Origin of the sequence: Sphingomonas sp. (genome assembly GCF_965200105.1) — a bacterium.
GTDB lineage: Bacteria > Pseudomonadota > Alphaproteobacteria > Sphingomonadales > Sphingomonadaceae > Solisphingomonas.
In genome coordinates, this window is the sequence record NZ_CBDATN010000002.1 from 125,389 (window position 1) to 146,416 (window position 21,028).

Here is a 21,028-nt window from a genome sequence, read left to right on the forward strand (position 1 = left end):
GCCAACGGCTTCGAAAGTGACGCCGTTCCGGTGCGCGGCGTCATGCCGGGGGACGCCACAGCCGGCGGGCGATCATCGGCTTGGCCAGGAACGGTGCCACGCGGAACAACGCCATCGCGCAGCGCCACCGGGTGCTGCGGCGGCGCGCCTGGGCGGCGCGCAATAACGCGAGACCGGCGCGCGTGCGGCCGGCGACGATCAGCTCCTCTCCCTCCGCCCAGGCGGTCTCCTCCCGCATGCGGGGGATCATCGCGCGGGCCACTCGCGCCTCCGGGCGGTCGCCGAGCCGCGCGACCGCCTTCCCATACACCGTCAGCGTCGCCCGATTGATCCGCACGCCGGAAGCGGAGAGCGAAGCCGCGCGCCGGCGGTAGCGGACCAGCGGCAGCGGCAGGTAGGCGGCGCGCCACCCCTCCCCGAGCATCCTTAGCCAGAGATCGAGATCCTCGCCCGCCGGCAGCGCCTCGTCCCAGCCGCCGACTTGGGCAAGCGCCTCCTTTCGCGCGACGACCGCCGTGAAGACGTGGAAGCGTCGCGCGAGCACCGCCTCCAGCGTCGGCTCGCCTGCCTGCGAAGCGTATTTGGAGTAGAGTTCACCGTCGCGCTCGCTGCCGCCCATGAAGGTCGCGTCGCAACATACGAAGCCGCGGTCCGGATCGGCCAAGATCAGGGCGACCATGCGCGCGAGATACTCGGGTTCGTAGGCGTCGTCGCCGTCGAGCAATGCCACGATCGGCGCACGCGCCGCCGTCATCGCGCGGTTGCGCGCGGCGGAGATGCCGCCATGCTCTGTAGCGAGGAAGCGGATGCGCGGATCGACTGCCGAGAACGGCGCCACCGCGCCCGCGACATCGTCGGGCGCACCGTCGTCGACGACGATCGCTTCCCAGTCGCCGAAGGTCTGCCGCTGCAACGAAGCGAGCGCCTCGCCGACCAGATGCGCCACGCCCCAGGCGGGAACGATCACCGATACGGCGGGCGGGCGGCTACTCACGTCGGCCCAGATAGGATGGCGGCGACCGGCCCGCCAGCACGGATCCTATCCGAAGCGTCCCGTTACGTAGTCGCGGGTGCGCAGGCTCTGCGGCCGCTCGAAAAGGTCGGCGGTGGGTTGAAACTCGATCATCCGTCCGAGAAACATGAACCCCGTCCAGTCCGAGATACGCGCCGCCTGCTGGAGATTGTGCGTCACGATGACGATCGAGAACTGGTCCTTCAGCTCCATCAGCGTCGCTTCCAGCTTGGCGGTCGACACCGGGTCGAGCGCCGAGGCCGGCTCGTCGAGCAGCAGCACCTCCGGCTCGACGGCGATGCCGCGTGCGACGCACAGTCGTTGCTGCTGCCCGCCCGACAGGCCGAGGCCGGAGGAGTTGAGCTTGTCCTTCACCTCATCCCACAGTGCCGAGCGGCGGAGTGAGCGCTCGACCAGTTCGTCCATCTCGGCGCGCGACTTCTTGTAGTAGAGCCGGACGCCGTAGGCGACGTTGTCGTAGATCGACATCGGGAAGGGCGTCGGCTTCTGGAAGACCATGCCGACGCGCGCCCGGAGTGCTGCGACGTCGAGGCCGGCGGGGTCGATCTGGTCGTCGCCGTCACGCTCCTTCAGCCGCGCGACGCTGGCGCGATCGGTGAGCACGTCCTTGCCGCCGAGCAGAATACGCCCGGTTGCGGTCTGGCCGGGATAGAGGTCGTAGATGCGGTTCAGCGCCCGCAGCAGCGTCGACTTGCCGCAGCCCGAGGGGCCGATGAGGGCGGTGATGCGGTTGCGCTCGACGGGCAGATCGACGCCGAACAGCGATTGCGACTTGCCGTAGAAGAAGTCGAGCTTGCGCGCCTCCAGCGCCAGCTCGCCCGGCGGCCGCACCATGATCGGCGGCTCGGGATCGCGCGTGGGTGTCGCGACCATGGGCGTTGCGTCGGTCATGGGCGGGTGGTCTCCCGGGCGACGATCCGCCCGATCGTGTTGACGGCGAGCACCGCGACGGCGATCAGCAGCGCACCCACCCAGGCGAGGCGCCGCCAGTCGTCATAGGCCGACAGCGCGAACTGGAAGATCGTGGTGGGAAGGCTCGCCATTGGATGCGCCATGTTGGCCGAGAAGAACTGGTTGCCGAGCGAGGTGAAGAGCAGCGGCGCGGTCTCGCCGGAGATGCGCGCGAAGCCGAGCAGCCCGCCGGTGAGCAGGCCCGCGCCAGCCGCCTTCCAGATGATCGAGCGGATGACGAGGCCCCGGCCCGCGCCCAGCGCCATGCCCGCCTCGCGCAGCGTGTTGGGCTGGAGGTTGAGCATATCCTCGGTGGTGCGCGTGACGATCGGCGCGGCGAGCAGCGCCAGCGCGACCGCGCCGGCATAGCCCGAGAAGCCGTGGAAGGGCTTCACCAGCAGCTCGTAGACGAACAGGCCGACGAGGATCGACGGCGCGGAGAGCAGCACGTCGTTGAGGAAGCGCACCACCTGCCCGTAAGCGGTGTTGCCGCCATACTCCGCGAGCCAGGTGCCGGCGAGCACGCCGACGATGAGGGCGAGCGCCATCGCCAGCACGCACATCAGGATCGAGCCGGTGATCGCGTTGGCGAGGCCGCCCGGGGAGCCCGGCGCCGGCTGCGTCATTGTGAAGATCTTGAAGTCGAGCCCGCCGACGCCCTGGATGACGAGCGACCACAGGATCATGACAAGCGCCGCGAGCGCGACGAGCGTAGCGCCGCCGCACAGCACGACGAACACCCCGTTGACGATGCGGCGGCGGACGGCGCGGTCCATCTCAGTGCTTCTCCGAGGCGAGCAGCAGGCGCGCCACCGCCAGCACCGCGAAGGTGAGGATGAACAGCACGAGGCCGAGCGCGATCAGCGCGGAGGTGTGCATGTCGCTGGTCGCCTCCGCGAACTCGTTCGCGATGGTCGACGCGATCGTCGAACCGCTGTCGAATAGCGAGTGCGGAAAACCGTGCGAGTTGCCGATGATAAAGGTGACGGCCATCGTCTCGCCCAGCGCACGACCGAGCCCGAGCATCACAACGCCCACCGATCCGCGCCGGACGTAGGGGATCATCACCCGGCCCACGACCTCGAACGGCGTCGCGCCCAGCCCGTAGGCGGCCTCGCGCACCTGCGGCGGGATCGTGAGCAGCAGTTCGCGGAACACCGCCGCCATGTACGGCAGGATCATGATCGCGAGGATCAGCGAGGCGGTGAAGATGTTGGCGCCGTTGGGCACCCCGTAGAAGATCCTGCCGAGCACGCTGTCGGGATCGAGATCGGTCATCAGGGGCAGCTGGACGTGCGTCGCGAACCAGGGTGCCAGCACGAACAGGCCCCACATGCCGTAGACGATCGAAGGGATGCCGGCGAGCAGCTCGACCGCGATGGCGATCGGACGTGCGAACTGGCGGGGGCAGAACTCCACGAGGAAAACGGACACGCCGATCGCCAGCGGCAGCGCTATTGCGAGCGCCAGCACGGCGGTGACGATCGTGCCGACGATCGGGCCGGCGGCGCCGTAATTCTCGGCCACCGGATCCCAGGCCGTCGAGGTGAGGAAGCTCAAGCCGAACTGATGGAAGGCCGGCCAGCCACCGATCGCGAGACTGACGACAACGCCCGCGAGTGCCGCCAGCAGCAACGTCGCCGCGCCGAAGCAGAGCCCTTGGAAGAGCGCCTCTCCGCCCGGGCTACGCGGGCGGGCGGGTGGCGCACCGGCCACGCTTCGCTCGATCGTCACGGTTGCCATGGTTCCACCATCATGACAGGCGGAGACGCATAGCGCCCCCGCCCGATCGCTTCGATCGTCCAGCTTACTTGCCGGCGTAGACGGGCTGGCTGCCGGCCTTGACGGTCGCCGCCCACTGCCGGCGGACCAGCGCCTTCACAGGCGCGGGCAGCGGCACGTAATCGAGCGAGGAAGCCATCTGGTCGCCGTTCTTGTAGGCCCAATCGAAGAACTTCAGCACCTGTGCGCCCTGCGCCGCGTTGGCCTGATCCTTGTAGATGAGGATGAAGGTCGCGCCCGTGATCGGCCAGGCGTTCGCGCCCGGCTGATCGAGGAGCAGCAGGTAGTTGCCCGGTGCCTTCTCCCACTTGGCGCCCGCCGCCGCCGCCGCGAAGGCCGGCGCGTCGGGCATAGGATACTTGCCCGCCTTGTTCTGGACGAGCGTATAAGTGGCGTGGTTCTGCTTGGCGTAGGCATATTCGACGTAGCCGATCGAGCCCTGCGTCTGTTTCACGAAGGCGGAAACGCCGTCATTGCCCTTGCCGCCGAGCCCGGTGGGCCAATTGACCGCATCCGACGCGCCGACCTTGGAGGCCCAGGCCGGGCTCTTCATAGACAGGAAGGAGGTGAACAGGAAGCTGGTGCCCGAGCCGTCCGACCGGTGCACCACCGTGACGGGCAGGTTGGGCAGCTTCACGCCCGGGTTGATCCGCGCGATGTTGGGATCGGACCAGTTCTTGATCTGGCCGTAGAACAGCGCGGCCAGGATCGGGCCGGTGAGCTTGATCTGGCCGGGGCGGATGCCGGGCAGGTTGACGATGGGGACGACGCCGCCCTCGACCGTCGGGAACTGGTAAAGGCCGGAGGCCGCGAGATCCTCGGGCTTCAGCGGCTTGTCCGACGCGCCGAAATCGACGGTCTTGGCCTTGATCTGCTTGATGCCGCCGCCCGAGCCGATCGCCTGGTAGTTGAGGCCGGTGCCGGTCTGCGCCTTGTAGGCTTCCGCCCACTTTGCATAGATTGGCGCCGGGAACGTGGCGCCCGCCCCTGCGATGTCGGCGGCGGCGGCCGGGGTGGCGGCGAACGCGACGGCCAGCGTCGAGGCCGCGACGAAGGTCTTGAGCATCAGGATGTCTCCGAACGCCGGGTTCCCCGCCCCGGCGACCTGTCCCGTAAGAAGCCCCTGTTACGTTGATGTGACAAACTGGTGGGGAAGCCTGCGGCGAGACGTTGAGCAGGAGCGCCGACGCGAGTGGCGGCCCCCGCGCCGAATGGTTAATGATTGGCGACACGGGCGCTCGGTTCCCGTCGCGGGGGCAGGCGCTTGCGAACAGGACTTTTCCGGCGCATCCCGCGCACGGAACGGCGGCGACAGGTAGGGATGCGGGGTTTCGTCGGCATGGCGCGGCACGGGGCGGCGGTGCTGCTCGTCGCGCTCCTCGCTGTGGTCGCGCGGCCGGTCGGCGCGCAGCCGCCACGCTACGCCGCGTTCATGGTCGACGCTAACTCGCGCGAGGTGCTCTACTCCAACGCCGCCGACGAGCCGCGCCACCCCGCGTCCCTTACCAAGATGATGACGCTCTACCTCGTGTTCGATGCGCTCGAATCGGGTCGGCTGCGGTTGACGGATACAGTCACTGTGTCGCGGCTGGCGGCGAGCCAAGCGCCGTCGCGGCTCGGCCTCGCGATCGGCCAATCGATCAGCGTCGACAACGCGATCTCGGTAGTCGCGGTCAAGTCCGCCAACGACATCGCGGTGGCGCTCGCCGAGCGGATCGCCGGCTCGGTGCCGCGCTTCGTCCAGATGATGAACATGCGTGCCGCATCGCTGGGGATGCGCAACAGTCACTTCGCCAATCCCAACGGGCTGAGCGATCCGACCAACGTCACCACCGCGCGCGATCTCACGATCCTGGGCCTGGCGCTGATCCGCAACCACCCGCGCTACTATCGCTACTTCGGCGAGCGCGACTTCATCTGGCAGCGGGCCACGCTCATCAACCACAACCACTTGCTCGGCAAGATGATCGGCATGGACGGCATCAAGACGGGCTACACCGTGGACGCCGGCTTTACGCTGGCCGCCTCGGCGGTGCGCGGCAACCGCCGGCTGGTGGCGGTGCTGATGGGCGAACCGAGCCTCGCCGCACGCACCCGCGACGCCTCCGCGCTGCTGGAGGCGGGCTTCTCCGTGCTCGATCGCCGCGCGCTCGGCCAGCAGGTGACGGTGGCCGACGTGCTGCCGACGCTGAACCATCCGGCACTCCGCGTCGAGCCGATCGCCGAGCAGGGCTCCTCGGACGACGACGCCCGGCCGCGCACGCCCCGGCTACTCGCCGCGCCTCGGCGCGTCGTCGAAGTCGGCCGCACTCGGCACGCGCCGCACCATCGCGCGACGCCTGAACGCCGGGGATCGAAGGCGGGCAAGCCGATCAGAATCGCGAAGCACGAGGCCAAGACAAGGACGGCTGGGAAGGCGAAGAAAGCGCGCGGCCGTCGTTGACGCGGGGGTCTCTCGCTGGGACAATGGTCGTTCGAAGGGGCGGGAGCGGATTGCGCGATTGATCGTTTGCGCGGCTGTCAATCGTGTCGCATCCTGAGGTCCGAAATGCTCCGGCGCCTGTTGCTCCCCCTTCTTGGCGTCGCGAGCGCTGCCGCTGCACAGGATCCGGAGCCCGCTCTGCTGGTGCCGCCCGCCTTGTTGGAGCCAGCCGCCGCGGCTCCCACAACGTCGCTGGCCCCGGCGCTTTGGTCCAGATCCGCGCTGCGCCAGTTGCTCTCGGCCGCGGAAGCCGCGCGCGAAGAGGGTCTGCGCCCATCCGATTATGGTCGCGATGCGCTCGCCGACATCGTCGCGGCCGAACGCACCGGCCCGGCTGTCGACGCCGTCGCCGAGCATGCCGCGCGCGCGCTGGCGCACGACTATGCCGATGGTCGCGTGACCGATCGCCAGCGCTTCGACTGGCATATCGACCACTCGCCCGCGGCACTCGCCTCGCTCGACGCCGATCTCGATCGCGCGGTGGAGGGCGGCCAGGTCGAAACGTACTTGAAAGGCCTGCTGCCGAGCGACCCGCGCTACGCCGCGCTTCGCGACGCGCTGCGCGCGACGCCGCGATCAGACGCCACCCGCATCGCTCATATTCGCGCCTCGATGGAGCGCTGGCGCTGGATGCCGCGGACGCTCGGCGACGACTATGTTCTCGTGAACGTGCCGGCCTACCGCCTCGCGCTATTCCAGGGCCGCGAGGAGGTCGCCGCGCATGACGTTGTCGTCGGCGCGCCCAAGACGCCGACACCGCAGATCGTCGCCTATGCCGGTTCGATCGTCGTCAATCCTTGGTGGACGCTGCCCCCCAGCGTGCTCGCCGAGGGCAAGCGCTACTCGGCGGCGAAGGGCTACATCTATACCAGCACCGGCGGGCGCACCGTCATCCGCCAGCGCCCCGGGCCGCAGAACGCGCTCGGCCGCATGAAGATCGACATGCCGAACCAATATGCGATCTACCTGCACGACACGCCCGCGAAGGCAGCGTTCGCAAAGACCGATCGCGCGCTCAGCCACGGCTGCATCCGTGTGAAGGATATTGCCGGCCTGGCCGACGAGCTCGCCGATGCGACGCAGCTCCAGTCGGCGCTCGACGGCACCAGTACGCAGACGCTCCAGCTCCAGCGCAGCGTGCCCGTTTACATCGTCTACTTTACCGCCGGGGAACGCGACGGAAAGGTCGTCACCTTCGCCGATCCCTACGGCCGCGACACCACTCTCAACGCCGCGCTCGATGGCAACGCCCCGACTCCGTCGAGCTACGCGGCGGCTGCAACTTGATAGGTCGTACGACGAGCCGTGCCCGCACGACGCCGAGATGCACCTGATCTCCGGAACTTGAGCAAAGTCGTGCCGGACTGTTAAGCCAGATCCTGCTATAGCCCTTTTCGGGACAGGGGCTGATAGTGAGGTTTCGAGTGGTTGCTTCCCACGTCGCGGGCGTCTCCCGCCGCGAGTTGCTGCGGACCGGATCGGTGGTCGCGGCGGGCGCCATAGCCGGGCCGGCTCTCGCCGGTGGCCAGCTCCAGGCACTCGCGATGTTTCAGGGGCCGGTGCAGAGCCCCAATCAGCGTGCCGCGACCGTTCGCGCGACGCCGGTGAGCCCCGTCACCATTCGGCCCGATCTCTTCCGCCGCGCGCTCGCCGCGCTCCAGCGGCATCAGAGCCAGGTCGTGCTGCGCGACCGCATCGCGCTGGTCGACTTCGATCTTCCCTCGTCGAAGCCTCGCTTCCACGTCGTCGATCTCGCCTCCGGTCGCAGCCGCAGCCTGCTCGTCAGCCACGGTCGCGGGTCTGATCCCGAGCATTCGGGTTGGCTGAGCCGCTTCTCCAACGATGTTGGATCGGCAGCCTCCTCGTCGGGCGCGTTCGTTACCGGCGACGTCTATGTCGGCCAGCACGGGCGTTCGCGCCGGCTTGTCGGCCTCGATCGCACCAACGACAATGCCGAGCCGCGCGCGATCGTCGTCCACTCGGCCTGGTACGTCAGTCCCGAGATGGTCGCCCAGCACGGCAAGCTCGGCCGCTCCGAGGGCTGCTTCGCGGTGTCGACGGCGGAGTTGGAGTATACCCTCCAGACGTTGGGCGCCGGCCGGATGATCTACGCCGACAAGGTCTGATCCGCCTCGCGTGCGGAACGCCGCCCTTGCACCTGCGAACGCGCGGCCCCTATTCTCCCGCAATGTCGACCACCCGCCGGGACCTGCTCGCCGCGCTCGCTGCCGTCGCGACGATCCCGCCCGGCCGCCTCGCCGCGGCTGGGCAGGGCAGCCGCTTCTCTTGGGCGGCATTGCAGGAGTATGCCGCCAAGCTTGCGAGGCGGCCCTATGCCACCCCAGCCCGCCCGCCCGCCGGCATCGATGCGATCGACTATGACGCGCTGAACGCTGTCCACTACAAGGCCACAGCTACCCAGTTGGGCGGACGCGTGCGCTTCTTTCCCGTCAACCGCTTCCAACCGATCCCGGTGCGGATCTACGTCGTCGACGGCGATTATGCGCGACCCTTCCTCTATTCGCCGACGCTGTTCAACATGCCCGCCGGCGGCCCGCTCGCGACGCTCGGCGCGGCCGCTGGCTTCTCCGGCTTCCGCGCGATGAACCCGACCGGAGAGAGCGATTGGCTGGCCTTCGCGGGCGCCTCCTACTTCCGTGCCGCCGGCGCGCTCGATCAATATGGGCTGTCGGCGCGCGGCATCGCGATCAACGCCGGGCAGGCGGAGCCCGAGGAGTTCCCGGCCTTCACCACTTTCTGGCTAGGGCGTAGCGCCGATGGCGCGCTGCTCGTCGATGCGCTGCTCGAGGGGCCGAGCGTGGTCGGCGCCTACCGCTTCGTCAATCGCCACGACAAGAGCGGCGTGGTGCAGGATATCGATGCCGTGCTCCACCTGCGCCGCGACGTCGCGCATCTCGGGCTCGCACCGCTCACCAGCATGTTCTGGTACGATCAGTCGCAGCGCGGCCAAGCCAGTGACTGGCGACCTGAGATCCACGACTCCGACGGCCTGCTCATCCTCAACGGGCGCGGCGAGCGGCTGTGGCGTCCGCTCAGCAATCCGCCGCACCCGATCACCAGTAGCTTCGCCGATCAGGGCCCAAAAGGCTTCGGACTCCTCCAGCGCGACCGCGGGTTCGATCACTATCAGGACGATGGCGTCTTTTACGAGAAGCGCCCCTCCGCCTGGGTGGAGCCGAAAGGCGATTGGGGCGCGGGCGCAGTGACACTCGTGGAGCTGCCGACCGACACCGAGACCAACGACAACATCGTCGTTTTCTGGACGCCCGCCGCGCCGGCGCGAGCGGGCATGATGTATGAACTCTCCTACCGGCTGCGCTGGATCGCGGGCGAGCCGCTGCCGCCCGGCCCAGCCCGCGTCGTCGATAGCTGGCAGGGCGTCGGCGGGCGGCCCGGTCACGCGCCGGTAAAGGCCGCGACCAAGCTGGTGGTGGACTTGGCCGGCACGCCGCTCGCCGGGCTGAGCCGGACGAGCGGCGTGATCGCGGACCTTCAGACGGTGCGGGGCCGCGCGGACGCGATCTCCGCCTACCCGGTCGTCGGTCAGGACGCACGCTGGCGCGTCACCGTCGACGTGACGCCGGAGGGGCGGGACCCGGTCGATGTCCGCATCGCCTTGCGCCGTGCCGGCACCGCGCTCGGCGAGGTGTGCCTGACGCAGGTCGTGCCCAGATGACGCGTCTGACCGCTACGCCCGCCGACATGCCCGAGCAGGCGTTCGACCGGGCGCCCAGCGTGGTCGCACATGTCCGCACCTCACCGCACGGCGTTCACGAGCGACGACTGCTGTTGGTGCTCGGCACGCTGGTGATCGGCACCTTCGGCGCGGGCGAGGTGACGCGCAGCCTGTCCTCGGACGGTGTTGGTCTGTTCGACGTCCTGTTCATGCTGTTGTTCTTCGCACTGTTCGCGTGGATCGCCTTTGGCTTCCTGAACGCGCTGGCGGGTTTCCTGCTGCTGACCTCGGGGCGGTCGGTGCCGACGCCCGCCGCGTCCCTAGCCGCGGTTCCCGTGGGACGTACCGCGATCCTCATGCCGATCCACAACGAGGAGGTGGAGCCCGTCTTCGCGCGCTTGGCGGCGATGGCGCGCTCGGTCGCGCATGCAGGCGGCGACGCGCTCTTCGATCTCTACGTGCTCAGCGACTCCAGGCCGGAGAACGAGGCGGCGGAGCGGGCGGCGGCCGATCGTCTCGCCGCCGCCGGTCCGCTCCCCGTCCTCTACCGCCGGCGTCCGCGGAATGAAGGCCGGAAGCCTGGCAACCTCGCAGAGTGGGTCCGCAAGCACGGCGGAGCCTACGACTACATGCTCATCCTCGACGCCGATAGCCTGATGAGTGGAGCGGCGATGATGCGGCTCGCGGCCGCGATGGACCGCCACGCCGGCGTCGGCTTGCTCCAGACCGTGCCGACCGTGATCGGCGGCGAGACGCTGTTCGCGCGCTGGCAGCAGTTCGCGGCACGGCTCTACGGCCCGATCTTCTCGGCGGGGCTGTTGTGGTGGTCGGGCGCGGAGGCGAGCTTCTGGGGGCACAACGCCATCATCCGCGTGGCCGCCTTCGCGGAGAGCTGTGGCCTGCCGATGCTGCATGGGCGCGAGCCGTTCGGCGGCCATATCATGAGCCACGACATGGTGGAGGCGGCGCTCCTCAGGCGGCGCGGCTGGGCCTGCCACATGGTCGCGATGCAGGACGGCAGCTATGAGGAATATCCGCCTACCTTCGTGGAACATGCCGCTCGCGACCGGCGATGGTGCCAGGGCAACCTCCAGCACATCCGGCTGCTCGGCTCGGCGGGCTTTCACTGGGTGAACCGGCTGCAGCTGTTGATGGGCGCCACGGCCTATCTCACCTCGCCGCTATGGTTGCTGCTGCTCGCCGTTTCCGCGCTGCTCGCGGCGCAGTCGGGGGGCGAAATCCAGATCATGGCGCCGTCCTGGTGGCTGTTCGCACTGACGGTGCTGCTGCTGTTCGGGCCCAAGGCGATGGCGCTCGGCTGGTTCCTGCCCGATGTTACGCGCCGCGCGGCGTTCGGCGGCGGCTGCGCAATCTTGCGTTCGGTCGCGGCGGAACTACCGCTCTCGATCCTGGCCGCGCCGATGATGATGCTGACGCAGACATTCGCGGTCGTGGACATCCTGCGCGGCCGCAAGAGCGGCTGGGAGGCGCAGACCCGCGTGTCGGACGGTATAGCGATCCAAGACGCGCTCCGCCACTATCGCTGGCATGTGGCGCTGGGCATCGCGATGGCGGGGTTCGCGCTGGCAGGTTCGACGGCGGCGCTGTGGATGACGCCCATATTCGCTGGGTTGCTCGCGTCGCCGCTGATTGCGGCATGGACGTCGCGCCTGTCGCTCGGCCGCGCCTTCGCGGCTCGACGCGTCTTCCTCATCCCGGAAGAGCGGAGACCCAATCCGCTGATCGTCGACGGGCGTGCGCCCTCGGCGCAGCCGATCTCGACAGGTCGGCCGCCTTGGCGTCCGCTCGCCTTTCCCGCGGAACGAGTCGCCTGACTGCTCAGGTCTCGCGGAAGGGGTAAGGCGCGAGCGGTCGCTGGTACTGGTTGAGTTCCAGCGCGCGGGTGAAAGGTGGCAGCGCGCGATCGGGGCAGTCCGCACGTTCGCACAGGTGGCAAGCGGGGCCGATAAGCGTGGGCTCGGGTGGCGCCACGCCGGCACCAGCGACACGCGCCGCGTGTCGCGCCTCGCACCCGATCACGATGGTGACCAGCGCGCCCGTGGCACGTCGGACGGCACGCGCGAGCGTGAGGTAGCGGGTGCCGTCCGGCGTCTCCACCCACTCGGCTCGCGTCTCGTCGGCCACGTTGCGCGCGCGGTGCATCCGCCAGCGCGGACATCCGCCGCCGAACCGCGCAATTGGCGTTGCCTCGCCGACGTAGCGTTTGGGCACGTTGCCCGCGGCATCGACGCCGAGCAGGAAGAAGGGCACGCCCCCGGCCCCTGCCCTGCGCAAGGTGACCAGCCGATGCGCGGCCTGCTCCCAAGAAACACCGAAGCGATCGCGAAGCAGGTCGACGTCGTAGCGCGCTGTCTCGGCCGCTTCGCGAAAACGCGCGTAGGGCATCAGGATCGCGGCGGCGGCGTAGTTGGCGCACGCGATGCGGCCGAGCAGCGCCGCCTCGTCGTCGGGGGGCGACGCACGCTTCACCGTGTCGACGATCACCGGTCCGAGCGCGTCGAGCGCGAGCTGGTAGGCGATGCCGAACAGTCGAGAGCTCGCCGACAGCCGCTCGGACAGCATCAGCCGCCGGCGATGGAAGTCGTAGTGGCGCAGCGTGCCCGCGAGCACGTCCTGCGGCACCACGCGCACGCTCACGCCGCGTGTCGCCAAGCACTCGACCATCGCGGCGCGCCGCGCCTCAGGCCCGTCGCCGAAATCGACGGCCAGCGCCTCGGCGGCGGCATCGATGTCGGCGAGGTGACCGTGGCGCGCCTCCGCCTCCGCGCGCAGCCACTCGATCGGGGACGCGGCGGCGACGCCCACGGCGCCGATGGCGTCGATCCGATCCGGCATGCGGCGAAGGTCGCCCAGCGCACGGTACAGCCGCCCCACGGCGTCGGCGAAGCTTGGATAGTTTTCGGCGACTTCCATGATCTCGTGACGGGGAATGCCGATGTCGCGAACGAGCCCGTCGGCGAACACCTCGTGCAGGTCGCTCGCCGCCGCCTCGTTGGCGCCAGCGACGAAGTCGCGCACGTCGATGTCGTAGGTATGAGCGAGCCGGAGCAGCATCTGCGCGGTCAGCGGCCGCTGATTGCGCTCCAGGTGGTTCAGGTAGGAAGGCGAGACGCCAAGCTCCTCCGCCATCTTCGTCTGGTTGAGTCCCAGTTCGCGGCGCAGCACGCGCAGGCGCGGCCCGAGATAAAGTTTGCGATCAGATGCAGCGCCCATAAGTCCGACTGTCATAGCGTGACAGCATGAACAAGTCGTGGCGTGACGACGCGACGCTGATTGCTCTTCCGCCGTGCAACGGCATCGCGCATTCGCCGTTTCCGCATCATCGACCAATTCCTACGTACAAGGAGAATAAAAATGGCGCCGCAGCCCGAAGAGACGATCACTCCGGAGCCGGCGCGTGCCCGCGCCGTGTTCTCCACCGAGGATTTCAAGCTGCTCCGCACCGCCGTACTCGCCTATATGAAGGCGCACGAGGACGACGAGGACTCCGTCAAGTATAGCAACCTCTATCATCGCCTCGGCCGGCTCGGCTGACGCGGTTTCGACGCGTGATGGCGCCCGCCATCCCCTCGGGATGGCAGGCGCTTCGCGTTTCGGGCTCGCCGCGCGGCGAGCCTCTTCTTCATCGGGCCAAACGCGATCGAACCGAGGCATCGCGGGTGACCTGCGTGGTTTGATCATAGTCGAGCAAGCCGTGCCGCGCCGAAAATAAAGCTTCGTGCGATATTTTCTTGAAGTCGGGCAGTTTACGTTTAGTGGCCCGTCGCAGCCCGCCAGTCGCGGGAGGTTCAAGATCGCGGAAAGGCCTTGTGATGGACGATGAAACCAAGAACGAGCTGCTCGGGCTCACCGCCGAGATCGTGGCGGCGCACGTCGCCAACAATCGCGTGGCGACGAACGAGGTCTCCGATCTCATCGCGCAGGTGCACGGCGCGCTCGCCGATCTCGCCAGCCCCAAGCCCGCCGAGGCGCCCGCGCCGGAGCCGGCGGTTCCGGTGCGTTCTTCGGTGAAGCAGGACTACATCGTCTGTCTCGAAGACGGCAAGAAGCTGAAGATGTTGAAGCGCTACCTGCGCACCAACTTCGACATGTCGCCCGATGAGTATCGCTCCAAGTGGGGCCTGCCGCGCGATTACCCGATGGTGGCGCCGGCCTATGCCGAGCAGCGGCGCGGCCTCGCGCAGAAGATCGGCCTCGGCCGCAAGCGTGCCGACGAGGTGGCCGCCGATCCCGACGTCGATCTGGAGTCGCAGGCCGAGGCTGTCGAGGCGGGCGTGACCGACGCGCAGCCCGACGCCGCCGCCGAGAAGCCGGCGCGCCGCGGGCGCGGCCCCGCCAAGAAAGCGGATGCCGCCCCCGCCGACGACGCCGCGCCCAAGAAGCGTGGCCGTCCGCGCAAGGCACCCGCCGCCGCCTGACGCGTTCGGGGGCGGGATGAACGACCTCGCCCCCGATCCTCAAGCCGAGCAGAAGCGCGGCGCCGCCGAGGCGGCCGTTGCCGAGATCGCCGACGGCATGATCGTCGGCCTCGGCACCGGCAGCACGGCGGCGTTCGCGATTAAGGCACTCGGTCGACGCGTCGCCGCCGGCCTCCGGGTCACCGCCGCCGCCACCTCGCTCGCGACCGAGCGCACGGCCCGCGCGGTGGGCGTGGCGGTGGTGCCGTTCGAGGAAATCGGCCGGGTCGATCTCTGCATCGACGGCGCCGACGAGGTCGATCCGGCCTTTCGCGCGATCAAGGGCGCGGGCGGCGCGCTGCTGCGCGAGAAGGTGGTCGCCGCCTCCGCCGCGCGGATGATCTGCATTATCGATGCCGGCAAGCTCGTGGAGCGGCTGGGCACCAAGCCGCTGCCGATTGAGGTGCTGCCCTTCGCGCACCGCTTCGTGGCGGACGCGGTGCGTGCGCTCGGCGCCGATCCCGTGACGCGGGGCGACGCGGCGGGCCGGCTCGCCGCCAGCGACCAGGGCAACCTGCTGATCGACTGCCATTTCGGCGCGATCCCCGATCCGGAAGGCCTGGCGCAGGCGCTGGACGGCATACCCGGCCTGCTCGGCCACGGCCTGTTCCTCGCGCAAGTGGACGCGCTGTTCGTCGGCGCGACGGAACGCCGCGAACGGCCGATGACAGGCCCGTAACTCCGGAACCCCCCTTGCCGCGATCCGTTTCCGGAGCCAGAGGCGCGCCACACGCAGCCGAGGATCATTTCATGAGCGACATCGATACCGCCGCCCGCCCGTCCACGTCGGCGCGCGAAGACGGGTCGCTCGACAGGCTGGCGATCGACACCATCCGCACGCTGGCGATGGACGCCGTGCAGAAGGCAAACAGCGGCCATCCCGGTACGCCCATGTCGCTGGCGCCGATCGGCTACACACTTTGGACCAAGTATCTCCGCTACGATCCCTCGACGCCCGACTGGCCGAACCGCGATCGCTTCGTGCTCTCGGTCGGCCACGCCTCCATGCTGCTCTACGCGCTGATTCACCTGGCCGGCATCGAGCAGATCGACGCCGACGGAAACAAGACGGGCGACGAGGCCGTCAGCCTCGACGACATCAAGCAGTTCCGCCAGCTCTCGTCGCGCACGCCGGGCCATCCCGAATATCGCATGACGACGGGCGTGGAGACGACCACCGGCCCACTCGGCCAGGGCTGCGGCAACTCGGTCGGCATGGCGATCGCCGCGCGCTGGCTCGGCGCGCACTTTAACCGCGACGATTTCACGCTGTTCGACAACAATGTCTACGTCTTCTGCTCGGACGGCGACATGATGGAGGGCGTCGCCTGCGAGGCGGCCTCGCTCGCCGGCCACCTGAAGCTCTCCAACCTGTGCTGGGTGTACGACAGCAACCACATCACGATCGAGGGCGGCACCGATCTCGCCTTCGACGAGGATGTGGGCAAGCGTTTCGAGGCTTATGGCTGGAACGTCATCCACGTAAACGATGCAGAGGATACCGACGCGTTCGCCCGCGCGCTCGACCGGTTCAAGGCGAACGACGAGCGGCCGACCTTCATCGTCGTCCACTCGATCATCGGCATGGGCTTCCCGACGCGGCAGGGCACGCACAAGGCGCACTCCGATGCGCCGGGCGAGGAGGAGATCCGCGGCGCCAAGAAGAGCTACGGCTGGCCCGAGGACGCCCAGTTCCTGGTGCCGGAGGAGGCCAAGTCGCACTTCGAAGACCAGATCGCCGGGCGTGGCCGCCCCTTGCGCGAGGCATGGGAGCAGACATTCGCAAAATATCGCGAGCATTATCCCGATCTCGCGCAAGAGTTCGAGCTGATGAAGCAGGGCAAGATGCCCGAGAACTGGGACGCCGAGCTGCCGGTGTTCGACGCCGACGCCAAGGGCATCGCCAGCCGCGAGGCCTCGGGCAAGGTGCTCAACGCCTTCGCCGCGCGCGTGCCGTGGCTGGTCGGCGGCGCCGCCGATCTCTCGCCCTCCACCAAAACGGACGTCAAGGACGCGCCCTCGCTGGAGGCGGACACGCCCGGCGGCCGCAACATGCATTTCGGCATCCGCGAGCATGGCATGGGCTCGGTCGCCAACGGCATGGCGGCCAGTTACCTGCGGCCCTACACCGGCACCTTCATGGTCTTCTCCGACTATATGCGGCCGCCGATCCGGCTCGCCGCGATCATGGAGCTGCCCGTCATCTTCGTGTTCACGCACGATTCGATCGGTGTCGGCGAGGACGGGCCGACCCACCAGCCGATCGAGCAGTTGACCGCGCTCCGCCTCATCCCCGATCTCGACGTGATCCGCCCCGGCGACGCCAACGAGACGCGCGAGGCGTGGAAGGCGGCGATGACCGCCACCGATCACCCCACCTGCCTGATCTTCTCGCGCCAGCCGCTGCCGACGCTCGACCGCACGCGCTACGCGCCCGCTGACGGCTTGCAGAAGGGCGGCTACGTGCTGAGCAAGGAGGATGGCGGCGAGCCCGACGTCATCCTGATCGCCACCGGCTCTGAGGTCGGCCTCGCGGTGCAGGGCGCGGAGGCGCTGGCCGAGGACGGCACCAAGGTGCGCGTCGTCTCCATGCCGAGCTGGCACCGTTTCGAGAACCAGGACAAGGCCTATCGCGACAGCGTGCTGCCGCCGCCGGTGCGTGCCCGCGTCGCGATCGAGCAGGGCGGCGAGATCGGCTGGGATCGCTACGTCGGCTTCGACGGCGAGACGATCACCATGTCCACCTTCGGCGCATCGGCGCCGATCGCCAAGCTGCAAGAGAAGTTCGGCTTCACGATCGAGAACGTCGTGAAGGTCGCGCGCCGCGCCATGGAGAATGTCCGTTGAGCAACCCGCTGAACGCGCTCGAAGCGCAGGGTCAGGCTGTCTGGCTCGATTTCGTCGATCGCAAGTTCATGGCCGAGGGCGGCTTGAAGAAGCTCGTCGCAGAGGACGGGCTGACTGGCGTCACCTCCAACCCGTCGATCTTCGAGAAGGCGATCGGCCATTCCGACGCCTATGACGATCAGCTCAAGGCCGACATCGAGGCCAAGGACGCGACCGTCGAGACCGCTTACGAAGCCCTCGCCATCCACGACATTCGCGAGGCGTGCGACACGCTGCGCCCGGTCTACGACAGGCTGGAGGGCAAGGACGGCTACGTCTCGATCGAGGTCTCGCCCTATCTGGCGCTCGAGACGGAGACGACGCTGGCTGCGGCGCGACGGCTGTGGAAGACGGTCGACAAGCCCAACCTCATGGTCAAGATCCCCGGCACGACGCCGGGCACGCCCGCGATCCGGCAGGCGCTGGAAGACGGCATCAGCATCAACGTGACGCTACTGTTCGCGGTCTCCGCGTACAAGGACGTGCTGGAGGCCTATCTCGCCGCCCTGGAGGCGCGCGTCGCCAAGGGCTTGGCCGTAGATCGCGTCGCCTCGGTGGCGAGCTTCTTCATCAGCCGCATCGACGCCGTGATCGACAAGAAGCTCGACAAGATCGGCACCGATGAGGCGAAGGCGCTCAAGGGCAAGGTGGCGATCGCCAACGCCAAGCGCGCCTACCAGCATTATCTGGAGGTCTCGGGTTCCGACCGCTGGAAGGCGCTGGAGGCAAAGGGTGCGATGCCGCAGCGGCTGCTGTGGGCGTCCACTGGCGTCAAGAACCCCGACTATCCCGATACGCTCTACATCGACACGCTGATCGGGCGCGACACCGTCAACACCATGCCGCCCAAGACGATGGACGCCTTCCGCGATCACGGCACCGCGGCCGCGACGATCACCGCCGATCTCGACGAGGCCGAGCGCGTGCTCGCCGAGGCGGACCGGCTCGGGCTTGATCTGGATGGCGTGACGCACGAGCTCGTCGAAGACGGCGTGCGGCTGTTCGCCGACGCGGCGGACGCGCTCTACGGCGCGGTGGCGGCAAAGCGCACCAAGCTCATCAGCGACAAGCTCGACGGGATGGAGGAGGAGCTCGGCTCCCTCCAGGATAAGGTCGAGGAGACGATCGAGCGCGCCCGCAAGGAAGGTTGGTCGCGCAAGCTGTGGGCCGGCGATGCGTCGATGTGGACCGGCAAGGACGAGGGCAAGTGGCTCGGCTGGCTGCCCGCCGCCAAGGGTGAGCGCGTCGATCTCGACCAGCTCGAACGATTGTCGGAAACGGCGAAAGGCCTGAGCCACGTCGTGCTGCTCGGCATGGGTGGATCAAGCCTGGGGCCGGAGGTGATCGCGCGCATTCTCGGATCGGCGTCCGGCTATCCCAAGCTGATCGCGCTCGACAGCACCGATCCCGATCAGGTGAGCACGGTGGCGGGCGAGATCGATCCGGCGTCCACGCTGTTCTTCGTCTCGTCAAAGTCGGGCTCGACGATGGAGCCCGAGCTGCTTCGCGCCTATTTTTGGAATCTAGCCGTAGGAAAGATCGGCGAGGACAAGGCCGCGCAACAATTCTACGCCGTCACCGATCCCGGCTCCAAGCTGGAGGCCGCCGCCAAAGACAAAAAGTTCGCCGACATCTTCCTCGGCGATCCCGCGATCGGCGGGCGCTATTCGGTGCTGTCGCCGTTCGGCATGGCGCCGGCCGCCGCAATCGGCCTCGACGTGCGAGACTTTTTCGAGACGACGATCGCGCCGATGGTCAACTCGGTCGGCCCCGACGCGCCGCCCGCCGACAATCCCGGCGTACGGCTGGGCTGCATCATCGGCACGGCGGCGGTTAACGGGCGCGACAAGCTCACGATCGTCCCCTCCCCCACGCTTAAGCCGTTCGGATCGTGGCTGGAGCAGTTGCTGGCCGAATCCACCGGCAAGCAGGGCAAGGGCATCGTTCCCGTCGACTTGGAACCGCTGGGCGATCCGTCGGTCTACGGCGAAGACCGGCTGTTCGTGCACCTGATGCTCAAGAACGACGAGATGGCGGACGATCACGCCAAGCTCGATGCGCTCAAGGCGGCCGGGCACCCGATCGTCACCGTCACGCTCGCCGATCCCAAGCAGATCGGCCAGGAGTTCATCCGCTGGGAGGTGGCGACCGCCGTCGCCGGCGCGGTGATCGGCATCGATCCGTTTGACCAGCCCGACGTCGAGGATGCCAAGATCCAGACGCGCGACCTAATCGGCGAATATGAGAAGTCCGGCAGCCTCAAGCCCGAGCAACCTTTCGCCGAGAACGGCCCCCTCGCCTTCTACGCTCCCGACGGCCAGCCCGGCGGGGACGCGAAGACGATCGTCGATGCCTTCCTGGGCCAGGCGAAGCCGGGCGATTATGTCGGCTTCCTCGCCTACATCGAGCGGAACGAGGCCCACGAGGCGCTGATCGAACGGCTGCGCGTGACTGTCCGCGATCAGCGCAAGGTTGCCACGGTCGCCGGTTTCGGCCCGCGCTTTCTCCACTCGACGGGTCAGGCCTACAAGGGTGGGCCGGTCGAGGGGCTGTTCGTGGAGGTCACGCGCGATCCCGCCGAGGATGTCGACATCCCCGGCAGTCGCGCAAGCTTCGGCACGGTGCAGCTCGCGCAGGCGCGTGGCGATCTCGACGTGCTCGCCTCGCGCGGGCAGCGCGTGCTGCGTATCCACCTCACCGACGAGGCCACTGGCCTCGACGCACTCGCCGCCGCCTTCGGCGCGTAAGGAGCTTCCACATGCAAATCGCGATCGTCGGCCTCGGCCGAATGGGTGCCGGCATCGCCCAGCGCCTGATGAAGCACGGTCACGAGGTGGTCGGCTGGGACGCCAGCGAGGAGACGACCAGCAAGCTCGCGGACGCCGGCGCCACCGCCGCCACGTCGCTGGAAGATGTCGTCGCCAAGCTCGCCAAGCCGCGCACGGTGTGGGTGATGCTGCCCGCCGGCGAGATCACCGAGACGACGATCGAGAAACTCGGCGGCCTGCTTGAGGCGGGCGATCTCGTGATCGATGGCGGCAACACCTTCTACAAGGACGATATCCGCCGCGCCAAGACGCTCAAGGAGAAGGGCATCGACTATGTCGACGTCGGCACGTCCGGCGGCGTCTGGGGGCTGGAGCGCGGCTTCTGCATGATGGTCGGCGGGCTGGAGGATCAGGTGACGCGCATCGATCCGATCCTCGACGCGCTGGCGCCCGGCTATGGCGACGTGCCGCGCACCAAGGGGCGCCACGACGGCATGGATACGCGGCCGGAGAAGGGCTACCTCCATGCCGGCCCGGCCGGCGCGGGGCATTTCGTGAAGATGGTCCACAACGGTATCGAGTACGGCCTGATGCAGGCCTATGCCGAGGGCTTCGACGTGTTGATGATGAAGTCGTCCGATCGCGTGGCCGAGGACCAGCGCTTCGACATCAACCTGACGGACGTTGCCGAGGTGTGGCGGCGCGGCAGCGTGATTTCGTCCTGGCTGCTCGATCTCTCGGCCGAGGCGCTGGCCGAGGACAACCACCTTTCCCGCTATTCGGGCAAGGTGGCGGATTCGGGCGAGGGCCACTGGACGATCGAAGCGGCGATGGAGGAGGCGGTGCCCGTCAACGTGCTCTCCGCCGCACTCTACGCGCGCTATCGCTCGCGCTCCGAGAACACGTTCGGCGAGAAGCTGCTGTCGGCGATGCGCCACGGCTTCGGCGGCC

The 21,028-nt window shown here is 68.5% G+C and carries 15 protein-coding genes and 2 pseudogenes; 11 read left to right on the forward strand and 6 right to left on the reverse strand.

Annotated elements, in window-relative coordinates; translation table 11 throughout:
- Positions 1–40: 40 nt before the first annotated feature.
- The 5 genes from ACOFKX_RS01745 to pstS form a co-directional block, all read right to left on the reverse strand.
- A complete protein-coding gene (locus ACOFKX_RS01745) occupies positions 41–994 on the reverse strand; it encodes a glycosyltransferase family 2 protein (protein ID WP_419825379.1) in 954 nt (317 codons plus the stop codon).
- A gap of 45 nt (positions 995–1,039) precedes the next feature.
- Positions 1,040–1,906 (reverse strand): phosphate ABC transporter ATP-binding protein, encoded by an 867-nt coding sequence (locus ACOFKX_RS01750; protein ID WP_419827315.1) that lies wholly within the window; start codon positions 1,904–1,906, stop codon positions 1,040–1,042.
- A gap of 14 nt (positions 1,907–1,920) precedes the next feature.
- Positions 1,921–2,760, reverse strand: coding sequence for a phosphate ABC transporter permease PstA (gene pstA, locus ACOFKX_RS01755; protein ID WP_419825380.1), 840 nt, complete (start codon positions 2,758–2,760; stop codon positions 1,921–1,923).
- A 1-nt stretch (position 2,761) separates the two neighbouring features.
- Positions 2,762–3,727 carry a phosphate ABC transporter permease subunit PstC gene (gene pstC, locus ACOFKX_RS01760; protein WP_419825381.1) on the reverse strand — a complete coding sequence of 322 codons (966 nt, stop codon included), beginning with the start codon at positions 3,725–3,727 and terminating at the stop codon, positions 2,762–2,764.
- A gap of 64 nt (positions 3,728–3,791) precedes the next feature.
- Complete coding sequence (gene pstS, locus ACOFKX_RS01765) at positions 3,792–4,832, reverse strand: phosphate ABC transporter substrate-binding protein PstS (RefSeq protein WP_419825382.1); 1,041 nt, start codon at positions 4,830–4,832, stop codon at positions 3,792–3,794.
- Positions 4,833–5,087: 255 nt separating this feature from the next.
- Between pstS and ACOFKX_RS01770 the strand changes: the two genes are divergently transcribed.
- The 5 genes from ACOFKX_RS01770 to mdoH all read left to right on the forward strand — a co-directional run bounded on the left by ACOFKX_RS01770 (position 5,088) and on the right by mdoH (position 11,780).
- On the forward strand, positions 5,088–6,209 hold the full coding sequence (locus tag ACOFKX_RS01770) for a D-alanyl-D-alanine carboxypeptidase family protein (protein ID WP_419825383.1): 1,122 nt from the start codon (positions 5,088–5,090) through the stop codon (positions 6,207–6,209).
- Positions 6,210–6,314: 105 nt separating this feature from the next.
- Positions 6,315–7,535, forward strand: coding sequence for a L,D-transpeptidase family protein (locus ACOFKX_RS01775; protein ID WP_419825384.1), 1,221 nt, complete (start codon positions 6,315–6,317; stop codon positions 7,533–7,535).
- A gap of 137 nt (positions 7,536–7,672) precedes the next feature.
- Positions 7,673–8,374, forward strand: coding sequence for a murein L,D-transpeptidase catalytic domain family protein (locus tag ACOFKX_RS01780; RefSeq protein WP_419825385.1), 702 nt, complete (start codon positions 7,673–7,675; stop codon positions 8,372–8,374).
- 62 nt (positions 8,375–8,436) lie between these two features.
- Positions 8,437–9,945: a glucan biosynthesis protein gene (locus ACOFKX_RS01785; protein ID WP_419825386.1), complete on the forward strand. Its 1,509-nt coding sequence runs from the start codon at positions 8,437–8,439 to the stop codon at positions 9,943–9,945.
- Positions 9,942–11,780 carry a glucans biosynthesis glucosyltransferase MdoH gene (gene mdoH / locus ACOFKX_RS01790; RefSeq protein ID WP_419825387.1) on the forward strand — a complete coding sequence of 613 codons (1,839 nt, stop codon included), beginning with the start codon at positions 9,942–9,944 and terminating at the stop codon, positions 11,778–11,780. Before ACOFKX_RS01785 ends, mdoH begins: the two co-directional genes overlap by 4 nt.
- 4 nt (positions 11,781–11,784) lie before the next feature.
- Here mdoH and ACOFKX_RS01795 read toward each other — a convergent pair whose 3' ends face one another.
- Positions 11,785–13,179, reverse strand: coding sequence for a helix-turn-helix domain-containing protein (locus ACOFKX_RS01795; protein ID WP_419825388.1), 1,395 nt, complete (start codon positions 13,177–13,179; stop codon positions 11,785–11,787).
- Positions 13,180–13,320: 141 nt separating this feature from the next.
- Between ACOFKX_RS01795 and ACOFKX_RS01800 the strand changes: the two genes are divergently transcribed.
- From ACOFKX_RS01800 to gnd, 6 genes and pseudogenes are all read left to right on the forward strand, one after another.
- Complete coding sequence (locus tag ACOFKX_RS01800; RefSeq protein ID WP_419825389.1) at positions 13,321–13,500, forward strand: hypothetical protein; 180 nt, start codon at positions 13,321–13,323, stop codon at positions 13,498–13,500.
- 278 nt (positions 13,501–13,778) lie between these two features.
- Positions 13,779–14,174, forward strand: a pseudogene (locus ACOFKX_RS01805) (MucR family transcriptional regulator); the annotation flags it as partial.
- A 226-nt stretch (positions 14,175–14,400) separates the two neighbouring features.
- Complete coding sequence (gene rpiA / locus ACOFKX_RS01810; RefSeq protein WP_419825390.1) at positions 14,401–15,102, forward strand: ribose-5-phosphate isomerase RpiA; 702 nt, start codon at positions 14,401–14,403, stop codon at positions 15,100–15,102.
- Between the two features lie 71 nt (positions 15,103–15,173).
- Positions 15,174–17,270, forward strand: coding sequence for a transketolase (tkt, locus tag ACOFKX_RS01815; protein ID WP_419825391.1), 2,097 nt, complete (start codon positions 15,174–15,176; stop codon positions 17,268–17,270).
- The gene (locus ACOFKX_RS01820; RefSeq protein WP_419825392.1) at positions 17,267–20,056 is read left to right on the forward strand and encodes a bifunctional transaldolase/phosoglucose isomerase; all 2,790 of its coding nucleotides are present in this window, start codon (positions 17,267–17,269) and stop codon (positions 20,054–20,056) included. Before tkt ends, ACOFKX_RS01820 begins: the two co-directional genes overlap by 4 nt.
- Positions 20,032–21,027 (forward strand): annotated as a pseudogene (gnd, locus tag ACOFKX_RS01825) (phosphogluconate dehydrogenase (NAD(+)-dependent, decarboxylating)); the annotation flags it as partial. The gene ACOFKX_RS01820 and the pseudogene gnd, both read left to right, overlap by 25 nt.
- Position 21,028 lies beyond the last annotated feature (1 nt).

Excerpts from the sequence above, each read along its gene's own strand:
- ACOFKX_RS01750 (WP_419827315.1), bottom strand. The coding sequence starts at position 1,906 with ATGGTCGCGACACCCACGCGCGATCCCGAGCCGCCGATCATGGTGCGG.
- pstA (WP_419825380.1), bottom strand. The coding sequence starts at position 2,760 with ATGGACCGCGCCGTCCGCCGCCGCATCGTCAACGGGGTGTTCGTCGTG.
- pstC (WP_419825381.1), bottom strand. The coding sequence starts at position 3,727 with ATGGCAACCGTGACGATCGAGCGAAGCGTGGCCGGTGCGCCACCCGCC.
- pstS (WP_419825382.1), bottom strand. The coding sequence starts at position 4,832 with ATGCTCAAGACCTTCGTCGCGGCCTCGACGCTGGCCGTCGCGTTCGCC.
- ACOFKX_RS01770 (WP_419825383.1), top strand. The coding sequence starts at position 5,088 with ATGCGGGGTTTCGTCGGCATGGCGCGGCACGGGGCGGCGGTGCTGCTC.
- ACOFKX_RS01775 (WP_419825384.1), top strand. The coding sequence starts at position 6,315 with ATGCTCCGGCGCCTGTTGCTCCCCCTTCTTGGCGTCGCGAGCGCTGCC.
- ACOFKX_RS01785 (WP_419825386.1), top strand. The coding sequence starts at position 8,437 with ATGTCGACCACCCGCCGGGACCTGCTCGCCGCGCTCGCTGCCGTCGCG.
- mdoH (WP_419825387.1), top strand. The coding sequence starts at position 9,942 with ATGACGCGTCTGACCGCTACGCCCGCCGACATGCCCGAGCAGGCGTTC.
- ACOFKX_RS01795 (WP_419825388.1), bottom strand. The coding sequence starts at position 13,179 with ATGGGCGCTGCATCTGATCGCAAACTTTATCTCGGGCCGCGCCTGCGC.
- ACOFKX_RS01800 (WP_419825389.1), top strand. The coding sequence starts at position 13,321 with ATGGCGCCGCAGCCCGAAGAGACGATCACTCCGGAGCCGGCGCGTGCC.
- rpiA (WP_419825390.1), top strand. The coding sequence starts at position 14,401 with ATGAACGACCTCGCCCCCGATCCTCAAGCCGAGCAGAAGCGCGGCGCC.
- tkt (WP_419825391.1), top strand. The coding sequence starts at position 15,174 with ATGAGCGACATCGATACCGCCGCCCGCCCGTCCACGTCGGCGCGCGAA.